Below are 16,657 nucleotides of genomic sequence, written 5' to 3' on the forward strand. Positions count from 1 at the left end.
CAGGCTCTCCGGGCGCTTCCCTTCGGTCTTGCGTTTCCGACTCTATCAGATCCTCGCGGTCCTGATTTTCGCCGGTGCGTTTCCGCCTTTCGGCTCCTTCGCGATTCCGACTCTATCAGATCCGGCTCGTTCCGTTTCCGGTTCGAATTCGGTTCCGATTTCCCGTCGGAGGGGGTTTGCCTTTCGGCTGATCCGACTTTATCAGATTCCTCTGGGTCGGAATTCCGCCCCCTTCGGGAAGGGCTCCATACGCGCAGGCGTGCGGTGCTTCCCGTTCAGGCGGAGACGTAAACGTACTGGAGCGGGGCGCCTGGATGCAAATCCAGGCGCCCCGCTCCGCGTGCGTAGGTTCGTACGACCCCGTAGGTCAGACCTCTACGACCACGGGAAGGATCATCGGGCGGCGGCGGTAGTTGTCCGACACCCACTTGCCGACCGTGCGGCGAACGAGCTGCTGGAGCTGGTGGGGCTCCGTGATGCCGTCCTGTGCCGACTTGGACAGCGCCTCGTCGATCTTGGGGACCACGGCGGCGAACGCCGCGTCGTCGATGCCCGAACCGCGGGCGTGCATCTGCGGGCCACCGACGATCTTGCCGGTGGTGCTGTCCACCACCAGGAAGACGGAGATGATGCCCTCATCGCCCAGGATGCGGCGGTCCTTGAGGTGGGTCTCCGTGACATCGCCGACCGAGAGGCCGTCGACGTAGACGTAACCCGCCTGGACCTTGCCGACGATCTTCGCGACGCCGTTGACGAGGTCGACCACGACGCCGTCCTCGGCGATCACGATCCGGTCCTTCGGGACGCCGGTCAGGGCGCCCAGCTCGGCGTTGGCGCGCAGGTGGCGCCATTCGCCGTGGACCGGCATGAGGTTCCTGGGCTTGCAGATGTTGTAGAAGTACAGCAGCTCGCCGGCCGAGGCGTGGCCCGAGACGTGGACCTTGGCGTTGCCCTTGTGGACGACGTCCGCGCCCCAGCGGGTCAGGCCGTTGATCACGCGGTAGACCGCGTTCTCGTTGCCCGGGATGAGGGACGAGGCCAGGATCACCGTGTCGCCCGGGACGATCCGGATCTGGTGGTCGCGGTTGGCCATCCGGGACAGCGCGGCCATCGGCTCGCCCTGCGAGCCCGTGCAGACCAGCACGACCTCGTCGTCGGGCAGATCGTCGAGCGTCTTGACGTCGACGACCAGGCCGGCCGGCACCTTGAGATAGCCCAGCTCGCGGGCGATGCCCATGTTGCGGACCATGGAGCGGCCGACGAAGGCGACCCGGCGGCCGTATTCGTGTGCGGCGTCCAGGATCTGCTGGATGCGGTGCACGTGGCTGGCGAAGCTGGCCACGATGATGCGCTTCTGGGCGTTCGCGAAGACCGTGCGCAGGACGTTGGAGATGTCCCGCTCGGGCGGCACGAAGCCGGGGACTTCGGCGTTCGTGGAGTCGGAGAGGAGGAGGTCGATGCCTTCCTCGCCGAGCTTGGCGAACGCGGGGAGGTCGGTCAGGCGGCGGTCCAGCGGCAACTGGTCCATCTTGAAGTCGCCGGTGTGGACGACCATGCCCGCGGGGGTGCGGATGGCCACCGCGAGGGCGTCCGGGATGGAGTGGTTGACCGCCACGAACTGGCAGTCGAACGGTCCGATCCGCTCGGTGTGCCCTTCCTTCACCTCGAGGGTGTAGGGGCGGATGCGGTGCTCCTGGAGCTTGGCCTCGATGAGCGCGAGGGTCAGCTTGGAGCCGATGAGCGGGATGTCCGGCTTCTCGCGCAGGAGGAAGGGGATGCCGCCGATGTGGTCCTCGTGGCCGTGCGTGAGCACGATGCCGTCGATGTCGTCGAGGCGATCCCGGATGGACGTGAAGTCCGGCAGGATCAGGTCGATTCCGGGCTGCTCCTCCTCGGGGAAGAGCACTCCGCAGTCGACGATCAGCAACCGGCCGCCGTATTCGAAGACCGTCATGTTGCGGCCGATCTCACCCAGGCCGCCGAGGGGGGTGACCCGCAGGCCGCCCTTGGGAAGCTTCGGCGGGGCGCCGAGCTCGGGATGCGGATGACTCAAAAGACTCTCCTCACCACGCGCGCCACGCTGCCGTCGAGGCACGTGGCGCGCATGACATTCGTGCACTTGCTATGTGGCGGTTGTTGGTCCGTATTCAGTTGTGAAGTCTGTGTTCAGAGCTGTACCCCGCCGGCGGCGAGATCTCGCGTGAGCTGTTCGGTCTCTTCCGGGGCGAGCTCCACCAGGGGCAGGCGCAGCGGGCCGGCGGGCAGGCCCAGCAGGCTCAGCGCGGCCTTCGTGGTGATCACGCCCTGGGTGCGGAACATGCCGGTGAAGACGGGCAGCAGCTTCTGGTGGATCTCGGTGGCCTTGGTGACGTCGCCGGTGAGGTGGGCGTCCAGGAGGGCGCGCAGCTCGGGGGTGACGACGTGGCTGACGACCGAGACGAAGCCGACGGCGCCGACGGACAGCAGCGGGAGGTTGAGCATGTCGTCGCCGCTGTACCAGGCGAGGTCCGAGCGGGCGATGGCCCAGCTCGCGCGTCCGAGGTCGCCCTTGGCGTCCTTGTTGGCGACGATCCGCGGGTGCTCGGCGAGCCGGACCATGGTCTCGGTGTTGATCGGGACGCCGCTGCGGCCGGGGATGTCGTAGAGCATGACGGGCAGCTCGGTGGCGTCCGCGATGGCCGTGAAGTGCCGGAAGAGGCCCTCCTGCGGCGGCTTGCTGTAGTACGGCGTGACGGCGAGCAGGCCGTGGGCGCCGGCGTCGCGCGCGGCGCGGGCGAGCTCCAGGCTGTGGTGGGTGTCGTTGGTGCCGGCTCCGGCGACGACAAAGGCGCGGTCTCCGACCGCATCGACCACGGCGCGGACGAGCTGGGCTTTCTCCGCGTCGCTCGTGGTCGGGGATTCTCCGGTGGTGCCGTTGACGACGATGCCGTCGTTGCCGGCGTCCACCAGGTGGGCGGCGAGCCGCTGCGCGCCGTCGAGGTCGAGGGCGCCATCCGCCGTGAACGGCGTGACCATGGCGGTCAGTACCCGCCCGAAGGGGGTCTGCGGTGTGGAAGTCGGAGCCATGGGTCCCACGCTACTCGTAGCTCACCGCCGGGTGCGCGTCCGGGGAGTGGGGATGTGGACTCCGGCACTGCCTGCTCGGGGGTTCAAGCAGTGCCGGGTCCGTTTCTTCAGCGTAGATGAACTTCGCAAAATGCTGCAATCCGGACAGATCGCACGTCTATGCTCGGGGCCCCGCCATCCGGCCCGCCGCCTGGGCCTTTACGGCGCGATGCGGCCGTTGGCGTTGAATGCGCCGTACGTGAGCGGCATGAGCCCGGCCCAGTGGGCCTCCATCTGCTCGCCGACCATTTCGATCTCCCGCTGGGGGAAGGACGGGACGGTCGCCAGCTCGTGCTGCGTGCGCAGGCCGAGGAAGTGCATCAGGGACCGGGCGTTGCAGGTGGCGTACATGGAGGAGAACAGGCCGACGGGGAGGACCGCGCGGGCGACCTCGCGGGCGACGCCGGCGGCCAGCATCTCCTGGTAGGCGTCGTACGCCCGGCGGTAGGTGTCTTCCATGACGCGGGTGGTCAGGTCGTGCTGGGCCTGGGTGCCGTCGACGAATTCGTACTTGCCCGGGCGGCCCTGCTGGACGAGCTTGCGGGACTCGCCGGGGACGTAGAAGACCGGCTCGAGCTGACGGTAGCGGCCGGATTCCTCGTTGTAGGACCAGCCGACGCGGTGCCGCATGAACTCGCGGAAGACGAAGATCGGCGCGCTGATGAAGAAGGTCATGGAGTTGTGCTCGAAGGGGCTGCCGTGCCGGTCCCGCATGAGGTAGTTGATCAGGCCCTTGGAGCGCTCCGGGTCCTTCGTCAGCTCCTCCAGGGACTGCTCGCCGGCCGTGGAGACACGGGCCGCCCACAGCACGTCGCTGTCGGCCGCGCTGTGCTTGACCAGCTCGACGGTCACCTCGCTCCGGAAGCTGGCGGACGCACTGTCAGGGCTCTCAGTGCTCTGGGCGGGGGTCTGGGACACCGGCGGTTCCTTCCAATCGATCCTCGTGCGGCGCCCAGCCTACGGCCCGCCACCGACAGTGGGGGGAATGCGGCCTGATGCACCGTTAGGCCGGAAACGTGACCCCGCCCGCGCGAGGCCGCCACGCGGTTGATATTTTTCACAACAGTCACGGGAAACGGGCACCAAACGGACGCCGCATTCGTCTAACCCTGTGACAGTGCCCACTTCGAGGTTCCTAGGAGAGCCCGCTCATGTTCCGCCGGCGAGAGCCCGTCCCGTTCGCCTTTGTCGCAGAGGCAGACCGGTTCCGCAGCAATGTCACTCCCCCTCCCCGCGAGCGCGCCTCTCGTGCGCAGCTCGTCGGACAGTTCCTGATCACCCTGACAGTGGTGGGTGGCCTGGCCGGCGCCCTGCTGTTCGCGACCCCCGCGCTGGAGCAGGACAGCTCCGGTGCGGACCGGGTGCATCACTCCGAGGCCGCCCATCGCTGAGCGGATCCGACGGGACGTGCCGCCGAGTGGTTCCGCTCGGCCCGGCCCGCTAACCTCACCGGTCACAGCTTCCGTCAGCACGATCGTGAGTGCTGAGCAGCCCTGAGTGAGGATCAGCCGTGCCCCTGCCCTTTCTGACGGCCGACCGCGACCTCTCTTTCGACAACCGGGCGGCGGACTCACCTCCGACGCCGCATGACGAGCCCGATCACTGGCGCCGTCCCTACCGCCCCGGACCGTGGCGAGTGGGGGCGGCGGCGGTGTTTTTGCTGCTCGCCTCGTTCGTCCTGCTCTCCGCGATGATCATCGCGCTGGCCGGTTCGGTGCCCGGGGCGGTGGCCTGTGCGGCGCTCGGGGCGGTCGTGGTCATCCTCGCCGTGCGTCTGCTGCGGGTGGGGGTGTGGGTGAGCGCGCGCGGCCTGCGGCAGGTGGGGCTGCTGCGGACGACGACGGAGCCGTGGAGCGCCGTCGCGTCGGTGCGTACGGTCCAGCGGCCGGTGCGCTGGCTGGGCCTGCCGCGGACGGTGCAGGGCCAGGCCCTGGTCGTCGACCGGACGGGGCGTGAGCCGCTGCGGGTGCAGTTCACCGACCACAACAGCGACTTCCTCGGGCGGCCGAAGGCGTTCGAGCGGGCCGCGGATGTGCTGGAGGCGTGGGCGGCGGAGTACCGCCCGTCAGGCGCGTAACACCTGAGAGCCCGGGGCCCGTGCGGATTCAGGTCCGTACGGGCCCGTTGTCGTGCAGGGCGATGGCCCGCTGCATGGCCTTGCGGGCGCGGGGGGTGTCGCGGGCGTCGTGGTAGGCGACGGCGAGCCGGAACCACGTACGCCAGTCACCGGGCGCGTCCTCCGTCTCGGCCCGCCGCTTGGCGAAGACCTCGTCGGCGGAGTCGCGGTCGATGCGGCCGCCGGGGGTGCGCCGCAGTTCGTCGACGGGGAGGCCGCCCTCGGCCTCCAGCTCGCGCGCCAGGATGCCGGCCTTGCGGGCGAACTGGGTGGTGTGCCACAGGAACCACAGGCCGATGAACGGCAGGACCAGGACGGCCGCGCCGAAGGTGATGGTCAGCGCGGTGCCCTGCTTGATGAGCAGGATCCCGCGGCTGCCGACGAGGAGGAAGTAGACGACCAGGACCGCCGCGAGGACGGCGTAGGTGAGCTTGGCACGCACCGTGGATCCGCCCGTCAGCCCAGGTCGAGGAAGTTTTCCAGGCCCACGGTCAGGCCCGGTGTGGTCACCACGCGGCGCACGCCGAGCAGGATGCCCGGCATGAAGCTGCTGTGGTGGAGGGAGTCGTGGCGGAGGGTGAGGGTCTCCCCCACCCCGCCGAAGAGGACCTCCTGGTGGGCCAGCAGACCGCGCAGGCGGACGGAGTGGACCGGGACGCCGTCGACGTCCGCGCCCCGGGCGCCGTCCAGGGCGGTGCTGGTGGCGTCCGGCTGAGGGGCGCTGCCGGCCTCCTCGCGGGCCTTGGCGATCAACTGGGCGGTACGGGCGGCGGTGCCCGACGGGGCGTCCGCCTTGTTCGGGTGGTGCAGCTCGATGACCTCGACGGACTCGAAGAAGCGGGCGGCCTGCTGCGCGAACTGCATGGTCAGGACCGCGCCGATGGAGAAGTTGGGGGCGATGAGCACGCCCGCCTCCGGGGAGGCGGCGAGCGAGGTGCGCAACTGCGCGAGGCGCTCGTCGGTCCAGCCGGTCGTGCCGACCACAGCGTGGATGCCGTGGCGCACGCAGAAGTCGAGGTTGCCCATGACGGCGCCGGGGTTGGTCAGCTCGACCACGACCTGGGCGCCGGCGTCGACCAGCGTCTCCAGCTTGTCGCCGCGTCCGAGGGCGGCGACCAGCTCCATGTCCTCGGCGGCTTCGACGGCTCGTGCGGCCTCGGAGCCGATGCGGCCCTTGGCGCCCAGTACGGCCACGCGCAGCTTGCTCATCGTTTCCAGCTCTCTCTTCGTCGGTTCGGGGCGGGTCCGGCGGGTCGGCGCCGGACCCGTCTAGGAGACGGCGGCTTCTAGGAGACGGCGGCTTCCAGGCGGTCCGCCTGCCGGTCCTTCAGAGGGCCGATGACGGACAGCGAGGGGCGGGCGCCCAGGATGTCGCCGGCGACCTCGCGTACCTGGTCGGGGGTGACCGCGGCGATCCGCGCCAGCATCTCGTCGACCGACATCTGGTCACCGAAGCACAGCTCGCTCTTGCCCAGGCGGTGCATCAGCGCGCCGGTGTCCTCCAGGCCGAGGACGGTGGAGCCGCGCAGTTGGCCGATGGCGCGGCGGATCTCGTCGTCGGTGAGGCCGTCGGACGCCACCTTGTCGAGTTCGTCGCGGCAGATCTTGAGCACGTCGTGCACCTGGTTCGGGCGGCAGCCCGCGTAGACGCCGAACAGGCCGCAGTCGGCGAAGCCGGAGGTGTAGGAGTACACGCTGTAGGCCAGGCCGCGCTTCTCGCGGACCTCCTGGAAGAGGCGGGAGCTCATGCCGCCGCCCAGGGCGGTGTTCAGGACGCCCATCGCCCAGCGCCGGTCGTCCGTACGGGCGATGCCGGGCATGCCGAGGATGACGTGGGCCTGCTCGGTCTTGCGGTTGAGCAGTTCGACGCGGCCGCCGGCGCGCACGCCGCGCGAGCCGGTGCGCGGGGCGGTCGGGGCGGCGTCCGGGCCGTCCAGGGCGCCGGCCCGCTCGAAGGCGCGGCGTACGAGGCGGACGACCTTGGCGTGGTCGACGTTGCCCGCGGCCGTCACGACGAGGTGGGTCGGGTCGTAGTGCTTCTTGTAGAAGCGGCGGATGCGCTCGGGGGTGAGGGCGTTGACGGTGTCGACGGTGCCCAGGACGGGGCGGCCGAGGGGGGTGTCGCCGAGCATGGTGTGCGCGAACACGTCGTGCACGCAGTCGCCCGGGTCGTCCTCCGTCATCGCGATCTCTTCGAGGATGACGCCGCGCTCGGCGTCGACGTCCTCGGCCTCGATCAGCGAGCCGGTGAGCATGTCGCACACCACGTCGATGGCGAGCGGCAGGTCGGCGTCGAGCACCCGCGCGTAGTAGCAGGTGTACTCCTTCGCGGTGAAGGCGTTCATCTCGCCGCCGACCTCGTCGATCGCCGCGGAGATGTCCAGCGCGCTGCGCCGCTCGGTGCCCTTGAAGAGCAGGTGCTCCAGGTAGTGGGTCGCGCCGTTGAGGGAGGGCGTCTCGTCGCGGGAGCCGACGTGCGCCCAGATCCCGAAGGTGACCGAGCGGACCGAGGGCAGCGTTTCGGTGACGATGCGCAGGCCGCCGGGGAGGGTGGTCCGGCGGACCGTGCCGGCGCCGGCGGTGCCCTTGAGAAGCGTTTGGGTACGGGCGACGGCCCGCCCCTCCGAAGAGGTGCGGGCCGTCGTCGCGTGCGCTGGGGACGTCACTTGGCGGCGTCGTCCTTCTGGTCGGCGCCTTCGGCGTCCTCGCCCTCGATCACGGGGATCAGGGAGAGCTTGCCGCGCTGGTCGATCTCGGCGATCTCGACCTGCACCTTGGCGCCCACGGCGAGCACGTCCTCGACGTTCTCGACGCGCTTGCCGCCGGCGAGCTTGCGGATCTGCGAGATGTGCAGCAGGCCGTCCTTGCCCGGGAGCAGGGACACGAACGCGCCGAAGGTGGTCGTCTTGACGACCGTGCCCAGGTAGCGCTCGCCGACCTCCGGCATGGTCGGGTTGGCGATGCCGTTGATCGTGGCGCGCGCGGCCTCGGCCTGCGAGCCGACAGCGGCACCGATGTAGATGGTGCCGTCGTCCTCGATCGTGATGTCGGCGCCGGTGTCCTCCTGGATCTGGTTGATCATCTTGCCCTTGGGGCCGATGACCTCGCCGATCTTGTCCACGGGGATCTTGACGGTGATGATCCGCGGGGCGTTGGGGGACATCTCGTCCGGGACGTCGATCGCCTCGTTCATCACATCGAGGATGTGGAGGCGGGCGTCGCGGGCCTGCTTGAGCGCGGCGGCCAGGACCGAGGCGGGGATGCCGTCGAGCTTGGTGTCGAGCTGCAGGGCGGTGACGAACTGCTTGGTGCCGGCGACCTTGAAGTCCATGTCACCGAAGGCGTCCTCCGCACCGAGGATGTCGGTGAGGGCGACGTAGTGGGTCTGGCCGTCGATCTCCTGGGAGATCAGGCCCATGGCGATACCGGCGACCGGGGCCTTGAGGGGCACACCGGCGTTCAGCAGCGACATGGTGGAGGCGCAGACCGAGCCCATGGACGTCGAGCCGTTGGAGCCCAGCGCCTCGGAGACCTGGCGGATCGCGTAGGGGAACTCCTCGCGGGTCGGCAGGACCGGCACGATGGCGCGCTCGGCGAGCGCGCCGTGGCCGATCTCGCGGCGCTTGGGCGAGCCCACGCGGCCGGTCTCACCGACGGAGTACGGCGGGAAGTTGTAGTTGTGCATGTAGCGCTTGCGCGTCACCGGGGAGAGGGTGTCGAGCTGCTGCTCCATGCGGAGCATGTTGAGGGTGGTGACGCCCAGGATCTGGGTCTCGCCACGCTCGAACAGCGCCGAGCCGTGCACGCGCGGGATGGCCTCGACCTCGGCGGCGAGCGTACGGATGTCCGTGACGCCGCGGCCGTCGATGCGGACCTTGTCCTTGATGACGCGCTCGCGCACCAGGGACTTGGTCAGCGACCGGTAGGCGGCGGAGATCTCCCGCTCGCGGCCCTCGAACTGCGGCAGCAGCTTCTCGGCGGCCAGCGCCTTGACGCGGTCCAGCTCGGCCTCGCGGTCCTGCTTGCCGGCGATGGTCAGCGCCTGGGTGAGCTCGCTCTTGACGGCGGCGGTCAGCGCCTCCAGGACGTCGTCCTGGTAGTCGAGGAAGACCGGGAACTCGCCGACGGGCTTGGCGGCCTTGGCCGCGAGGTCCGACTGGGCCTTGCACAGCACCTTGATGAAGGGCTTGGCGGCTTCGAGACCGGCGGCGACGACCTCTTCGGTCGGCGCCTCGGCGCCGCCCTTGACGAGCTCGATCGTCTTCTCGGTGGCCTCGGCCTCGACCATCATGATCGCGACGTCGCCGTCGGGCAGGACCCGGCCGGCCACGACCATGTCGAAGACGGCGTTCTCCAGCTCGGTGTGGGTCGGGAAGGCGACCCACTGGCCGTTGATCAGCGCGACACGGGTGCCGCCGATCGGGCCGGAGAAGGGCAGGCCGGCAAGCTGCGTGGAGCAGGAGGCGGCGTTGATGGCGACCACGTCGTAGAGGTGGTCGGGGTTGAGCGCCATGATCGTCTCGACGATCTGGATCTCGTTGCGCAGGCCCTTCTTGAAGGAGGGGCGCAGCGGCCGGTCGATGAGCCGGCAGGTGAGGATGGCGTCCTCGGAGGGACGGCCCTCACGGCGGAAGAAGGAACCGGGGATCTTCCCGGCCGCGTACATCCGCTCCTCGACGTCGACGGTCAGCGGGAAGAAGTCGAGCTGATCCTTCGGGTTCTTGGAAGCGGTGGTGGCCGACAGCACCATGGTGTCGTCGTCCAGGTACGCCACGGCGGAGCCGGCGGCCTGCTTGGCCAGGCGGCCCGTCTCGAAGCGGATGGTGCGGGTGCCGAAGGAGCCGTTGTCGATCACGGCTTCGGCGTAGTGGGTCTCGTTCTCCACCAGGAATATCTCCTCGTCTGCGTCCGCTGCCCGTGTGGCAGCGGACCGTCTTCGGTGGAGCGCCGGTGCGGGCCGGTCTTCGATCGAAGCACCCGGAGTGATGACGCATGGAATGTGTCCATGGATCGTCCGGGGGCCACTACCGAGGACCGGCGGCCAGGAGGCGCTCCTACCGCGTTCGCTTTTGCGATATGGCACCAGGGTACAAAGCTTCCGTCCACCATGGGGTGGTGGAAGTGTCCGGTGCGTACGGCAAAGGGAGCGGCCCCCGGTGGGAACCGCTCCCTTCACGGCGTCTTACTTGGCGCCCGCCGCGCCGCGGCGGATGCCCAGGCGCTCGACCAGCGCGCGGAAGCGCGTGATGTCCTTCTTCGCCAGGTACTGCAGCAGACGACGGCGCTGGCCGACGAGCAGCAGCAGACCACGGCGGGAGTGGTGGTCGTGCTTGTGGGTCTTGAGGTGCTCGGTCAGGTCCGAGATACGACGGGTGAGCATCGCGACCTGGACCTCGGGGGAGCCGGTGTCACCTTCCTTGGTGGCGAACTCGGTCATGATCTGCTTCTTCGTAGCGGCGTCGAGCGACACGCGGTACTCCTCAGTGGTTTCGGCCCTTGAGCGCCCCTGGTTTGCCTCACAGGGAATCTTGGATGACTCGATCGGGCCGTCACACAGCGTACCAGTAGGAAACGGCCCCCCGACCGGGTGGTCGGGGGGCCGTCGGGTGCGCTCTCGCGGTCAGCTAGCGGTGAGGCCGCGGACGGTGCTGTAGACGTCCAGGACCGCCAGGCACAGCGGGACCAGGGACAGCAGGACCAGGCCGTCGAAGACGTCGAAGATGCGGCCCCAGAAGGGGGTGACGCCCTTGCGGGGCACGACCAGGCCCACACCGACGAGCAGGGCGGCGCCGGCCGCGATGCTGCTGGAGAACCAGACGGTGCGGATGTTGAGCGGGCCGGAATCGTTGAAGCGGCCCAGCTCGATGAAGATGTCGGCCGGCGGATGCAGCGCGATACCCAGGATGAGCAGGACGATCGTCAGAATGCCGGCGATGGTCAGGCAGGCGACCTGCGCGGTGTAGTCGAACAGGCGGGCGCGGAGCATGATCGTGATGCCGGCGGCCAGGGCGAGGAGCTGGGCCCAGCCGTTGTCGGAGAAGCCCAGGACGATACCGGCGGAGCCGACGACGAGGGCGGCGCATCCGGCGACGAGGCCGAGCAGCAGCTCGTGGCCGCGGCGCGCCTGGTTGCCGATCTTGAGGAAGTCGACGGACTCGCTCTCGCCGGCCCGGTCGCCGTCGTAGGAGCCCTTGGCGATCTGGTCGGGCGACTTGTAGCCGATGGGCAGCCGGGCGAAGCGGGCGGAGAGTCCGGGCAGCCAGGCGACCAGGGCGATGGAGACGACGGCGGTGACCGCGGCGACCTCGCGGGGGGCGGCGTCGGTGAGGATCGCCGCGAAGACCGCGAGGGTGCCGATGGCGGAGAGGAACGCGGCGGCTACGAACGGCGCGTCACCGCGCGGCAGCAGCACCACCAGGAGTACGGAGGCGATCAGGACGGTCACGCAGCCGACGAGGAGGTGCAGCCGGCCGGGGCCGGAGCCTTCCTCGACGGCGAAGATGCCGGAACCGGCGAGCAGCAGGTGGGGCAGCGCGGCCAGGCCCAGGGCGATGGAGGAACCGTGGTCGTCGTAGACGCGGGCGCGGACGCCGGCCAGGGCGACCAGGACGATGCCGACCACGCCGGCGATGATGCCGGGCAGGCGGTGCATGTCGCGGTCGATGGGGTTCGAGAACCACAGCGCGAACGCCATCATGACGAGCAGCAGCACGCCGGCGGTGAGGCCGACGATGTGCATGAGGTCGTCGCTCCAGCGGCTGCGGTTGCGCTTGACCGCGGAGGCGACGGCGTCGGAGACGTCGTCGAACACCGGCAGGGGCAGCGATTCGGCGAACGGCTTCAGCAGGAGCAGGTCGCCGTCGAGGATCTGCTGCTGCGCGAGCGACTGTCCGGCGTCGAGTACGGTGCCGTCGCGGCGCACGAGGTGATAGCCGGTCGGGGCGCCCTCCGCCTGGGACTGTCCGGAGAGCCGCAGGATCTCCGGATAAATGTCGACCAGTGCGACGTCCTCCGGCAGAGCCACATCGATCCGTGCGTCCGGCGCGGCGACTGTGACCCGGCAAAAGCCGGTGCCTGTGGTCGTGCTCACCTGGCGGTTCCCCCTATCCGTTGGGCGTTTTGTCGCGTCGCGCGCCGTATATAGAGAGCCGCTTGAACAGGGCTTGGGCACGCTCGCGGTGCGTCAGCGTACCGTCCGTCCGGGCGGCCGCCCCACCCACCCCGCGACTTGACGCTTAACAGTAGGATCAACGCCTGCGTCGGGCCAAGGACTTGGCTCGGGGGACCGTCGAACCAACGGGGGCGGTCCGAGACTGCGAGATGCATGAAGGACTGATGCCTCGGTGAGCGTTGTCATCGTCAAGCGCCCGCCCCGCGCGCTGCCACCTGTAGTTCCCTCCGAGGAGGTGACACTCGAGGCTCCTCCGGAGCTTCCACGCGAGGGCGAACAGGAGAACATCCTGATGAGCTTCATGCCCATGATGGGCATGGCCTCGTCGGCGGCGTTCCTCTTTATGGGCAACCAGCCGTTCATGAAGATCATGGGCGGCGTCATGGTGGTTTCCACCCTGGCGATGGCGATCGTACAGATCGTCAAGGCCCGTCAGGGGCCTTCCGGGCAAATGCTTCAGGAGCGCCAGGACTACCTCAAGTACCTTACGCAGAAGCGGAAAGAGGTACGGCGCACCGCGCGCAAGCAGCGCGATGCCCAGCTCTTCATCCACCCCGACCCGGGTCAGCTCTGGTCGATCGTGGCCGAGGGCAAGCGGGTGTGGGAGCGCCGGGCGACCGACCCGGACTTCGCGCAGGTCCGTCTCGGGCTGGGGCCGCAGCAGCTCTCCACGCCGCTGAAGGCTCCGGAGACCGCTCCGGTCGACGAGCTGGAGCCGCTCACCGCGCACGCGATGAAGGAATTCCTCGACAAGCACGGCCATTTGGACAATCTGCCGCTGGCGGTCTCGCTGCGCGCGTTCTACCACCTGACCGTCTCCGGTGACCCGGACACCGTCTACGGCGCCTCGCGCGCCATGATCGCCCAGCTTTGCACCCTGCACTCGCCCGAGGACCTGGTGGTGGCGGTCGTCGCCTCGCCCGGTGCGCAGGCGGAGTGGGAGTGGACGAAGTGGCTGCCGCAGGTACAGGACAAGACGGTGGACGGCGCCGGCAGCCGCCGGCTGATCGTCGGCGACCTCGGTGAGATCGAGGAGCTGCTGGCGGACGACCTGGACGGGCGCGGGCGGTTCAACCCGCAGGGCGCTCCGGTGACCGACACCCCGCACGTGGTGATCGTGCTGGACGCCGGCGAGGTCCCGATGGATTCGGTGATCGCCGGGGCCGAGGGTCTGCAGGGCGTCACCATCATCGAGGTCGTCCCGGGTGACCTGGATGAGATCCGCGGTGGTCTGGCCGTGCAGGTGTGGCCGGGCAAGCTGGTGCTGGAGTCGGCGAGCGGCGCGGTCTACGAAGGCGTCTGCGACACCCTGTCGATTCCCGAGGCGGAGGCGCTGGCGCGTCAGCTCGCTCCGCTGCGGGCCGGTTCGGGCGCGGACGGCGAGGAGCCGCTGCTGTCGAACCTGGACTTCACCGACCTGATGAACATCGGTGACGCCGGCTCGGTGGACGTCTCGCGTACGTGGCGGCCACGGACGCTGCACGAGCGGCTGCGGGTGCCGATCGGTGTCGACAAGGACGGCCAGCCCGTCATGCTCGACATCAAGGAGGCGTCGCAGGAGGGCATGGGCCCGCACGGTCTGTGTGTCGGTGCGACCGGTTCGGGTAAGTCCGAGGTGCTGCGCACCCTGGTGCTCGCCCTGGCGGTGACGCACTCCTCCGAGACGCTGAACTTCATCCTCGCGGACTTCAAGGGTGGCGCGACCTTCACGGGTATGTCGGAGATGCCGCACGTCGCGGCCGTCATCACCAACCTCGGTGAGGACGTCTCCCTGATCGACCGCATGCGCGACTCGATCACCGGTGAACTCCAGCGCCGCCAGGAGCTGCTGCGCTCCGCGGGCAACTACGCCAACATCACCGACTACGAGAAGGCGCGTGCGGCGGGTGCCCCGCTGGATCCGCTGCCGTCGCTGGTGATGGTGCTCGACGAGTTCTCCGAGCTGCTGACCGCCAAGCCGGACTTCATCGACATGTTCATCCAGATCGGCCGTATCGGCCGTTCGATGGGTGTCCACATGCTGCTCGCCTCGCAGCGTCTGGAAGAGGGCAAGCTGCGCGGTCTGGACACGTTCCTCTCCTACCGGCTGGGTCTGCGGACGTTCTCCGCGGCCGAGTCGCGGACCGCGATCGGCGTCCCGGACGCCTACCACCTGCCCAACGTCCCCGGTTCCGGCATCCTGAAGTACGACACCGAGACGATGGTGCAGTTCAAGGCCGCGTACGTCTCGGGTCCCTACCGTGGTCCGGGTGCCGGCGGCGGCCCCGGCGGCAGTCGGACGAACCGGCTGCCGGTGCCGTTCACCGCGGCCCCGGTCGTCGAGCAGATCATCGAGGACCCCACTCCCCTGGAGCCGGTCGAGCCGCAGCAGGACGACGCGCTCGCCGACACCGTCCTGGACGTCATCGTCCAGCGCATGCAGGGGCAGGGCCCGCCGGCGCACCAGGTGTGGCTGCCGCCGCTGGACGAGTCGCCGACCGTCAACCAGCTTCTGCCGGCGCTCGCCGTCACCCCCGAGCGGGGCGTGCACGCACCGGAGTACACCGCGCTGGGCAAGCTCGTGGTGCCGGTCGCGCTGGTGGACAAGCCGTTCGAGCAGCGGCGTGACGTGATGTACCTGGACTTCTCCGCCGGTGCCGGTCACGGCCTGGTCGTGGGTGGTCCGCAGTCCGGTAAGTCGACGCTGATCCGGTCAGCCATCGCGGCGTTCGCGCTCACCCACACCCCGGCCGAGGTGCAGTTCTACTGCCTCGACTTCGGTGGCGGCGGCATGCTCGCCATGGAGGGCCTGCCGCACGTCGGCGGTGTCGCCTCGCGTCTGGACGCGGAGAAGGTGCGCCGTACGGTCGCCGAGGTCGTCGGCATCCTCAACGAGCGCGAGGAGTTCTTCCGCTCGAACAACATCGACTCCATCTCGACCTACCGCCAGCGGCGGGCGGCGGGCGCCTTCCCCGACCAGAAGTGGGGCGACGTCTTCCTCATCATCGATGGCTGGGCGACGTTCAAGACCGACTACGAGCAGCTCGACCCGGTGATCTTGGACATCGCCGGCCGGGGTCTCGGTTTCGGTATCCACCTCATCATCGGCGGCTCGCGCTACACCGAGGTCCGTCCCGCCCTGCGTGACCAGCTCCTCAACCGCGTCGAGCTGCGCCTGGGCGACCCGATGGAGTCGGAGTTCGACCGCAAGCGCGCGGAGAACGTGCCGATGGGCAAGCCGGGCCGCGGTATGTCCCCGGAGAAGCTGGACTTCCTCGCGGCGCTGCCGCGTCTGGACGGCATCAGCGACCCGGAGTCGCTCAGCGACGGCATGGCGAACCTGGTGGCGACGGTCAGCGAGCACTGGGCGGGCGAACCCGCCCCCAAGGTGCGGATGCTGCCGACGATGCTGCACGTCAACGAGCTGCCCAAGGGCAACGACTACCCCGAGCACGGCATCGCCATCGGTGTCGACGAGACGACGCTGTCGCCGGCGTTCATCGACTTCGAGACGGACCCGCTGCTGGTCATCTACGGCGAGAGCGAGTCGGGCAAGTCCTCGCTGCTGCGGCTGCTGACGAAGCAGATCGCCGAGCGGTACCCGTCCGACAAGGCCCTGATGGTCGTCTCCGACTACCGTCGCGCCCTGCTCGGCGAGGTGCCGGAGAGCCATCTGTACAAGTACTGCGCCGCTGGACCGCAGCTCCAGGAGGTCATCAGCGGGCTGGCCGGTTCGCTGGGCCGCCGGATGCCGGGGCCGGACGTCACGCCCGAGCAGTTGCGCAACCGCAGTTGGTACGACCTGCCGGACGCGTTCGTCATCGTGGACGACTACGACCTGGTCGCGACGAGCAGCGGCAACCCGCTGCAGCCGCTGCTGGAGTACCTGCCGTTCGCCCGTGACCTGGGTCTGCGTCTGATCCTGGCGCGCAGCTCCTCGGGCGCCGGACGGTCCTCGTTCGAGCCCGTGATGCAGCGCACCAAGGAGCTCGGTGCGCAGGGTCTGATCCTGTCCGCCGACCCGGCCGAGGGTCCGCTGATGGGCAACATCAAGGGCCAGAGCCTGACGCCGGGCCGGGCGACGTTCATCACGCGTAAGCGGGGTGCGCAGCTCGTCCAGACCGGTTGGCTGCCGATGAGCGGCCGCTGAGCCGGTACACGCGCGACGGCGGGGGGGGGGGGGGGGGGGGGGGAGGGGACCGCCAGACCGCTTTCTTTCTTTCTCCCCAGCGGGGTGGGGTTCCGCGCGGGGGGGGTACCAAAGGCACTAGCTGTGGTGCCGTCTA

At 69.4% G+C, this 16,657-nt stretch carries 12 protein-coding genes; 3 read left to right on the plus strand and 9 right to left on the minus strand.

Annotation, left to right across the window (positions count from 1 at the left end; translation table 11 throughout):
- Window positions 1-367: 367 nt before the first annotated feature.
- From ACZ45Z_RS32395 to thyX, 3 genes are all read right to left on the minus strand, one after another.
- Entirely contained in the window at window positions 368-2,053 is a 1,686-nt protein-coding gene (locus ACZ45Z_RS32395) for a ribonuclease J (protein ID WP_468370197.1), read from the minus strand.
- Window positions 2,054-2,166: 113 nt separating this feature from the next.
- Window positions 2,167-3,066 carry a 4-hydroxy-tetrahydrodipicolinate synthase gene (dapA, locus tag ACZ45Z_RS32400; RefSeq protein ID WP_468370200.1) on the minus strand — a complete coding sequence of 300 codons (900 nt, stop codon included), beginning with the start codon at window positions 3,064-3,066 and terminating at the stop codon, window positions 2,167-2,169.
- A 198-nt stretch (window positions 3,067-3,264) separates the two neighbouring features.
- Window positions 3,265-4,023 (minus strand): FAD-dependent thymidylate synthase, encoded by a 759-nt coding sequence (gene thyX / locus ACZ45Z_RS32405; RefSeq protein ID WP_468370202.1) that lies wholly within the window; start codon window positions 4,021-4,023, stop codon window positions 3,265-3,267.
- 233 nt (window positions 4,024-4,256) lie between these two features.
- Here thyX and ACZ45Z_RS32410 point away from each other — a divergent pair, with 233 nt between their 5' ends.
- Together ACZ45Z_RS32410 and ACZ45Z_RS32415 are read left to right on the plus strand one after the other, a co-directional pair.
- A complete protein-coding gene (locus tag ACZ45Z_RS32410; protein WP_468370206.1) occupies window positions 4,257-4,496 on the plus strand; it encodes a hypothetical protein in 240 nt (79 codons plus the stop codon).
- A gap of 119 nt (window positions 4,497-4,615) precedes the next feature.
- On the plus strand, window positions 4,616-5,182 hold the full coding sequence (locus ACZ45Z_RS32415; RefSeq protein ID WP_468370208.1) for a phage holin family protein: 567 nt from the start codon (window positions 4,616-4,618) through the stop codon (window positions 5,180-5,182).
- 28 nt (window positions 5,183-5,210) lie between these two features.
- Here ACZ45Z_RS32415 and ACZ45Z_RS32420 read toward each other — a convergent pair whose 3' ends face one another.
- The 6 genes from ACZ45Z_RS32420 to eccD all read right to left on the minus strand — a co-directional run bounded on the left by ACZ45Z_RS32420 (window position 5,211) and on the right by eccD (window position 12,311).
- Window positions 5,211-5,663, minus strand: coding sequence for a hypothetical protein (locus ACZ45Z_RS32420; protein WP_468370210.1), 453 nt, complete (start codon window positions 5,661-5,663; stop codon window positions 5,211-5,213).
- Between the two features lie 14 nt (window positions 5,664-5,677).
- Window positions 5,678-6,430 (minus strand): 4-hydroxy-tetrahydrodipicolinate reductase, encoded by a 753-nt coding sequence (dapB, locus tag ACZ45Z_RS32425; protein ID WP_468370212.1) that lies wholly within the window; start codon window positions 6,428-6,430, stop codon window positions 5,678-5,680.
- A gap of 77 nt (window positions 6,431-6,507) precedes the next feature.
- Complete coding sequence (locus ACZ45Z_RS32430; RefSeq protein ID WP_468370216.1) at window positions 6,508-7,887, minus strand: M16 family metallopeptidase; 1,380 nt, start codon at window positions 7,885-7,887, stop codon at window positions 6,508-6,510.
- Complete coding sequence (locus ACZ45Z_RS32435; RefSeq protein ID WP_468370219.1) at window positions 7,884-10,106, minus strand: polyribonucleotide nucleotidyltransferase; 2,223 nt, start codon at window positions 10,104-10,106, stop codon at window positions 7,884-7,886. Before ACZ45Z_RS32435 ends, ACZ45Z_RS32430 begins: the two co-directional genes overlap by 4 nt.
- A gap of 297 nt (window positions 10,107-10,403) precedes the next feature.
- Window positions 10,404-10,691 (minus strand): 30S ribosomal protein S15, encoded by a 288-nt coding sequence (gene rpsO / locus ACZ45Z_RS32440; protein ID WP_130880217.1) that lies wholly within the window; start codon window positions 10,689-10,691, stop codon window positions 10,404-10,406.
- A gap of 150 nt (window positions 10,692-10,841) precedes the next feature.
- A complete protein-coding gene (gene eccD, locus ACZ45Z_RS32445) occupies window positions 10,842-12,311 on the minus strand; it encodes a type VII secretion integral membrane protein EccD (protein ID WP_468370221.1) in 1,470 nt (489 codons plus the stop codon).
- Window positions 12,312-12,564: 253 nt separating this feature from the next.
- On the opposite strand from eccD, the gene eccCa reads away from it, so the two are divergent.
- On the plus strand, window positions 12,565-16,521 hold the full coding sequence (gene eccCa, locus ACZ45Z_RS32450; protein ID WP_468370223.1) for a type VII secretion protein EccCa: 3,957 nt from the start codon (window positions 12,565-12,567) through the stop codon (window positions 16,519-16,521).
- The last annotated feature ends 136 nt before the right edge of the window (window positions 16,522-16,657 follow it).

Source organism: Streptomyces sp. NPDC031210, from assembly GCF_055570395.1.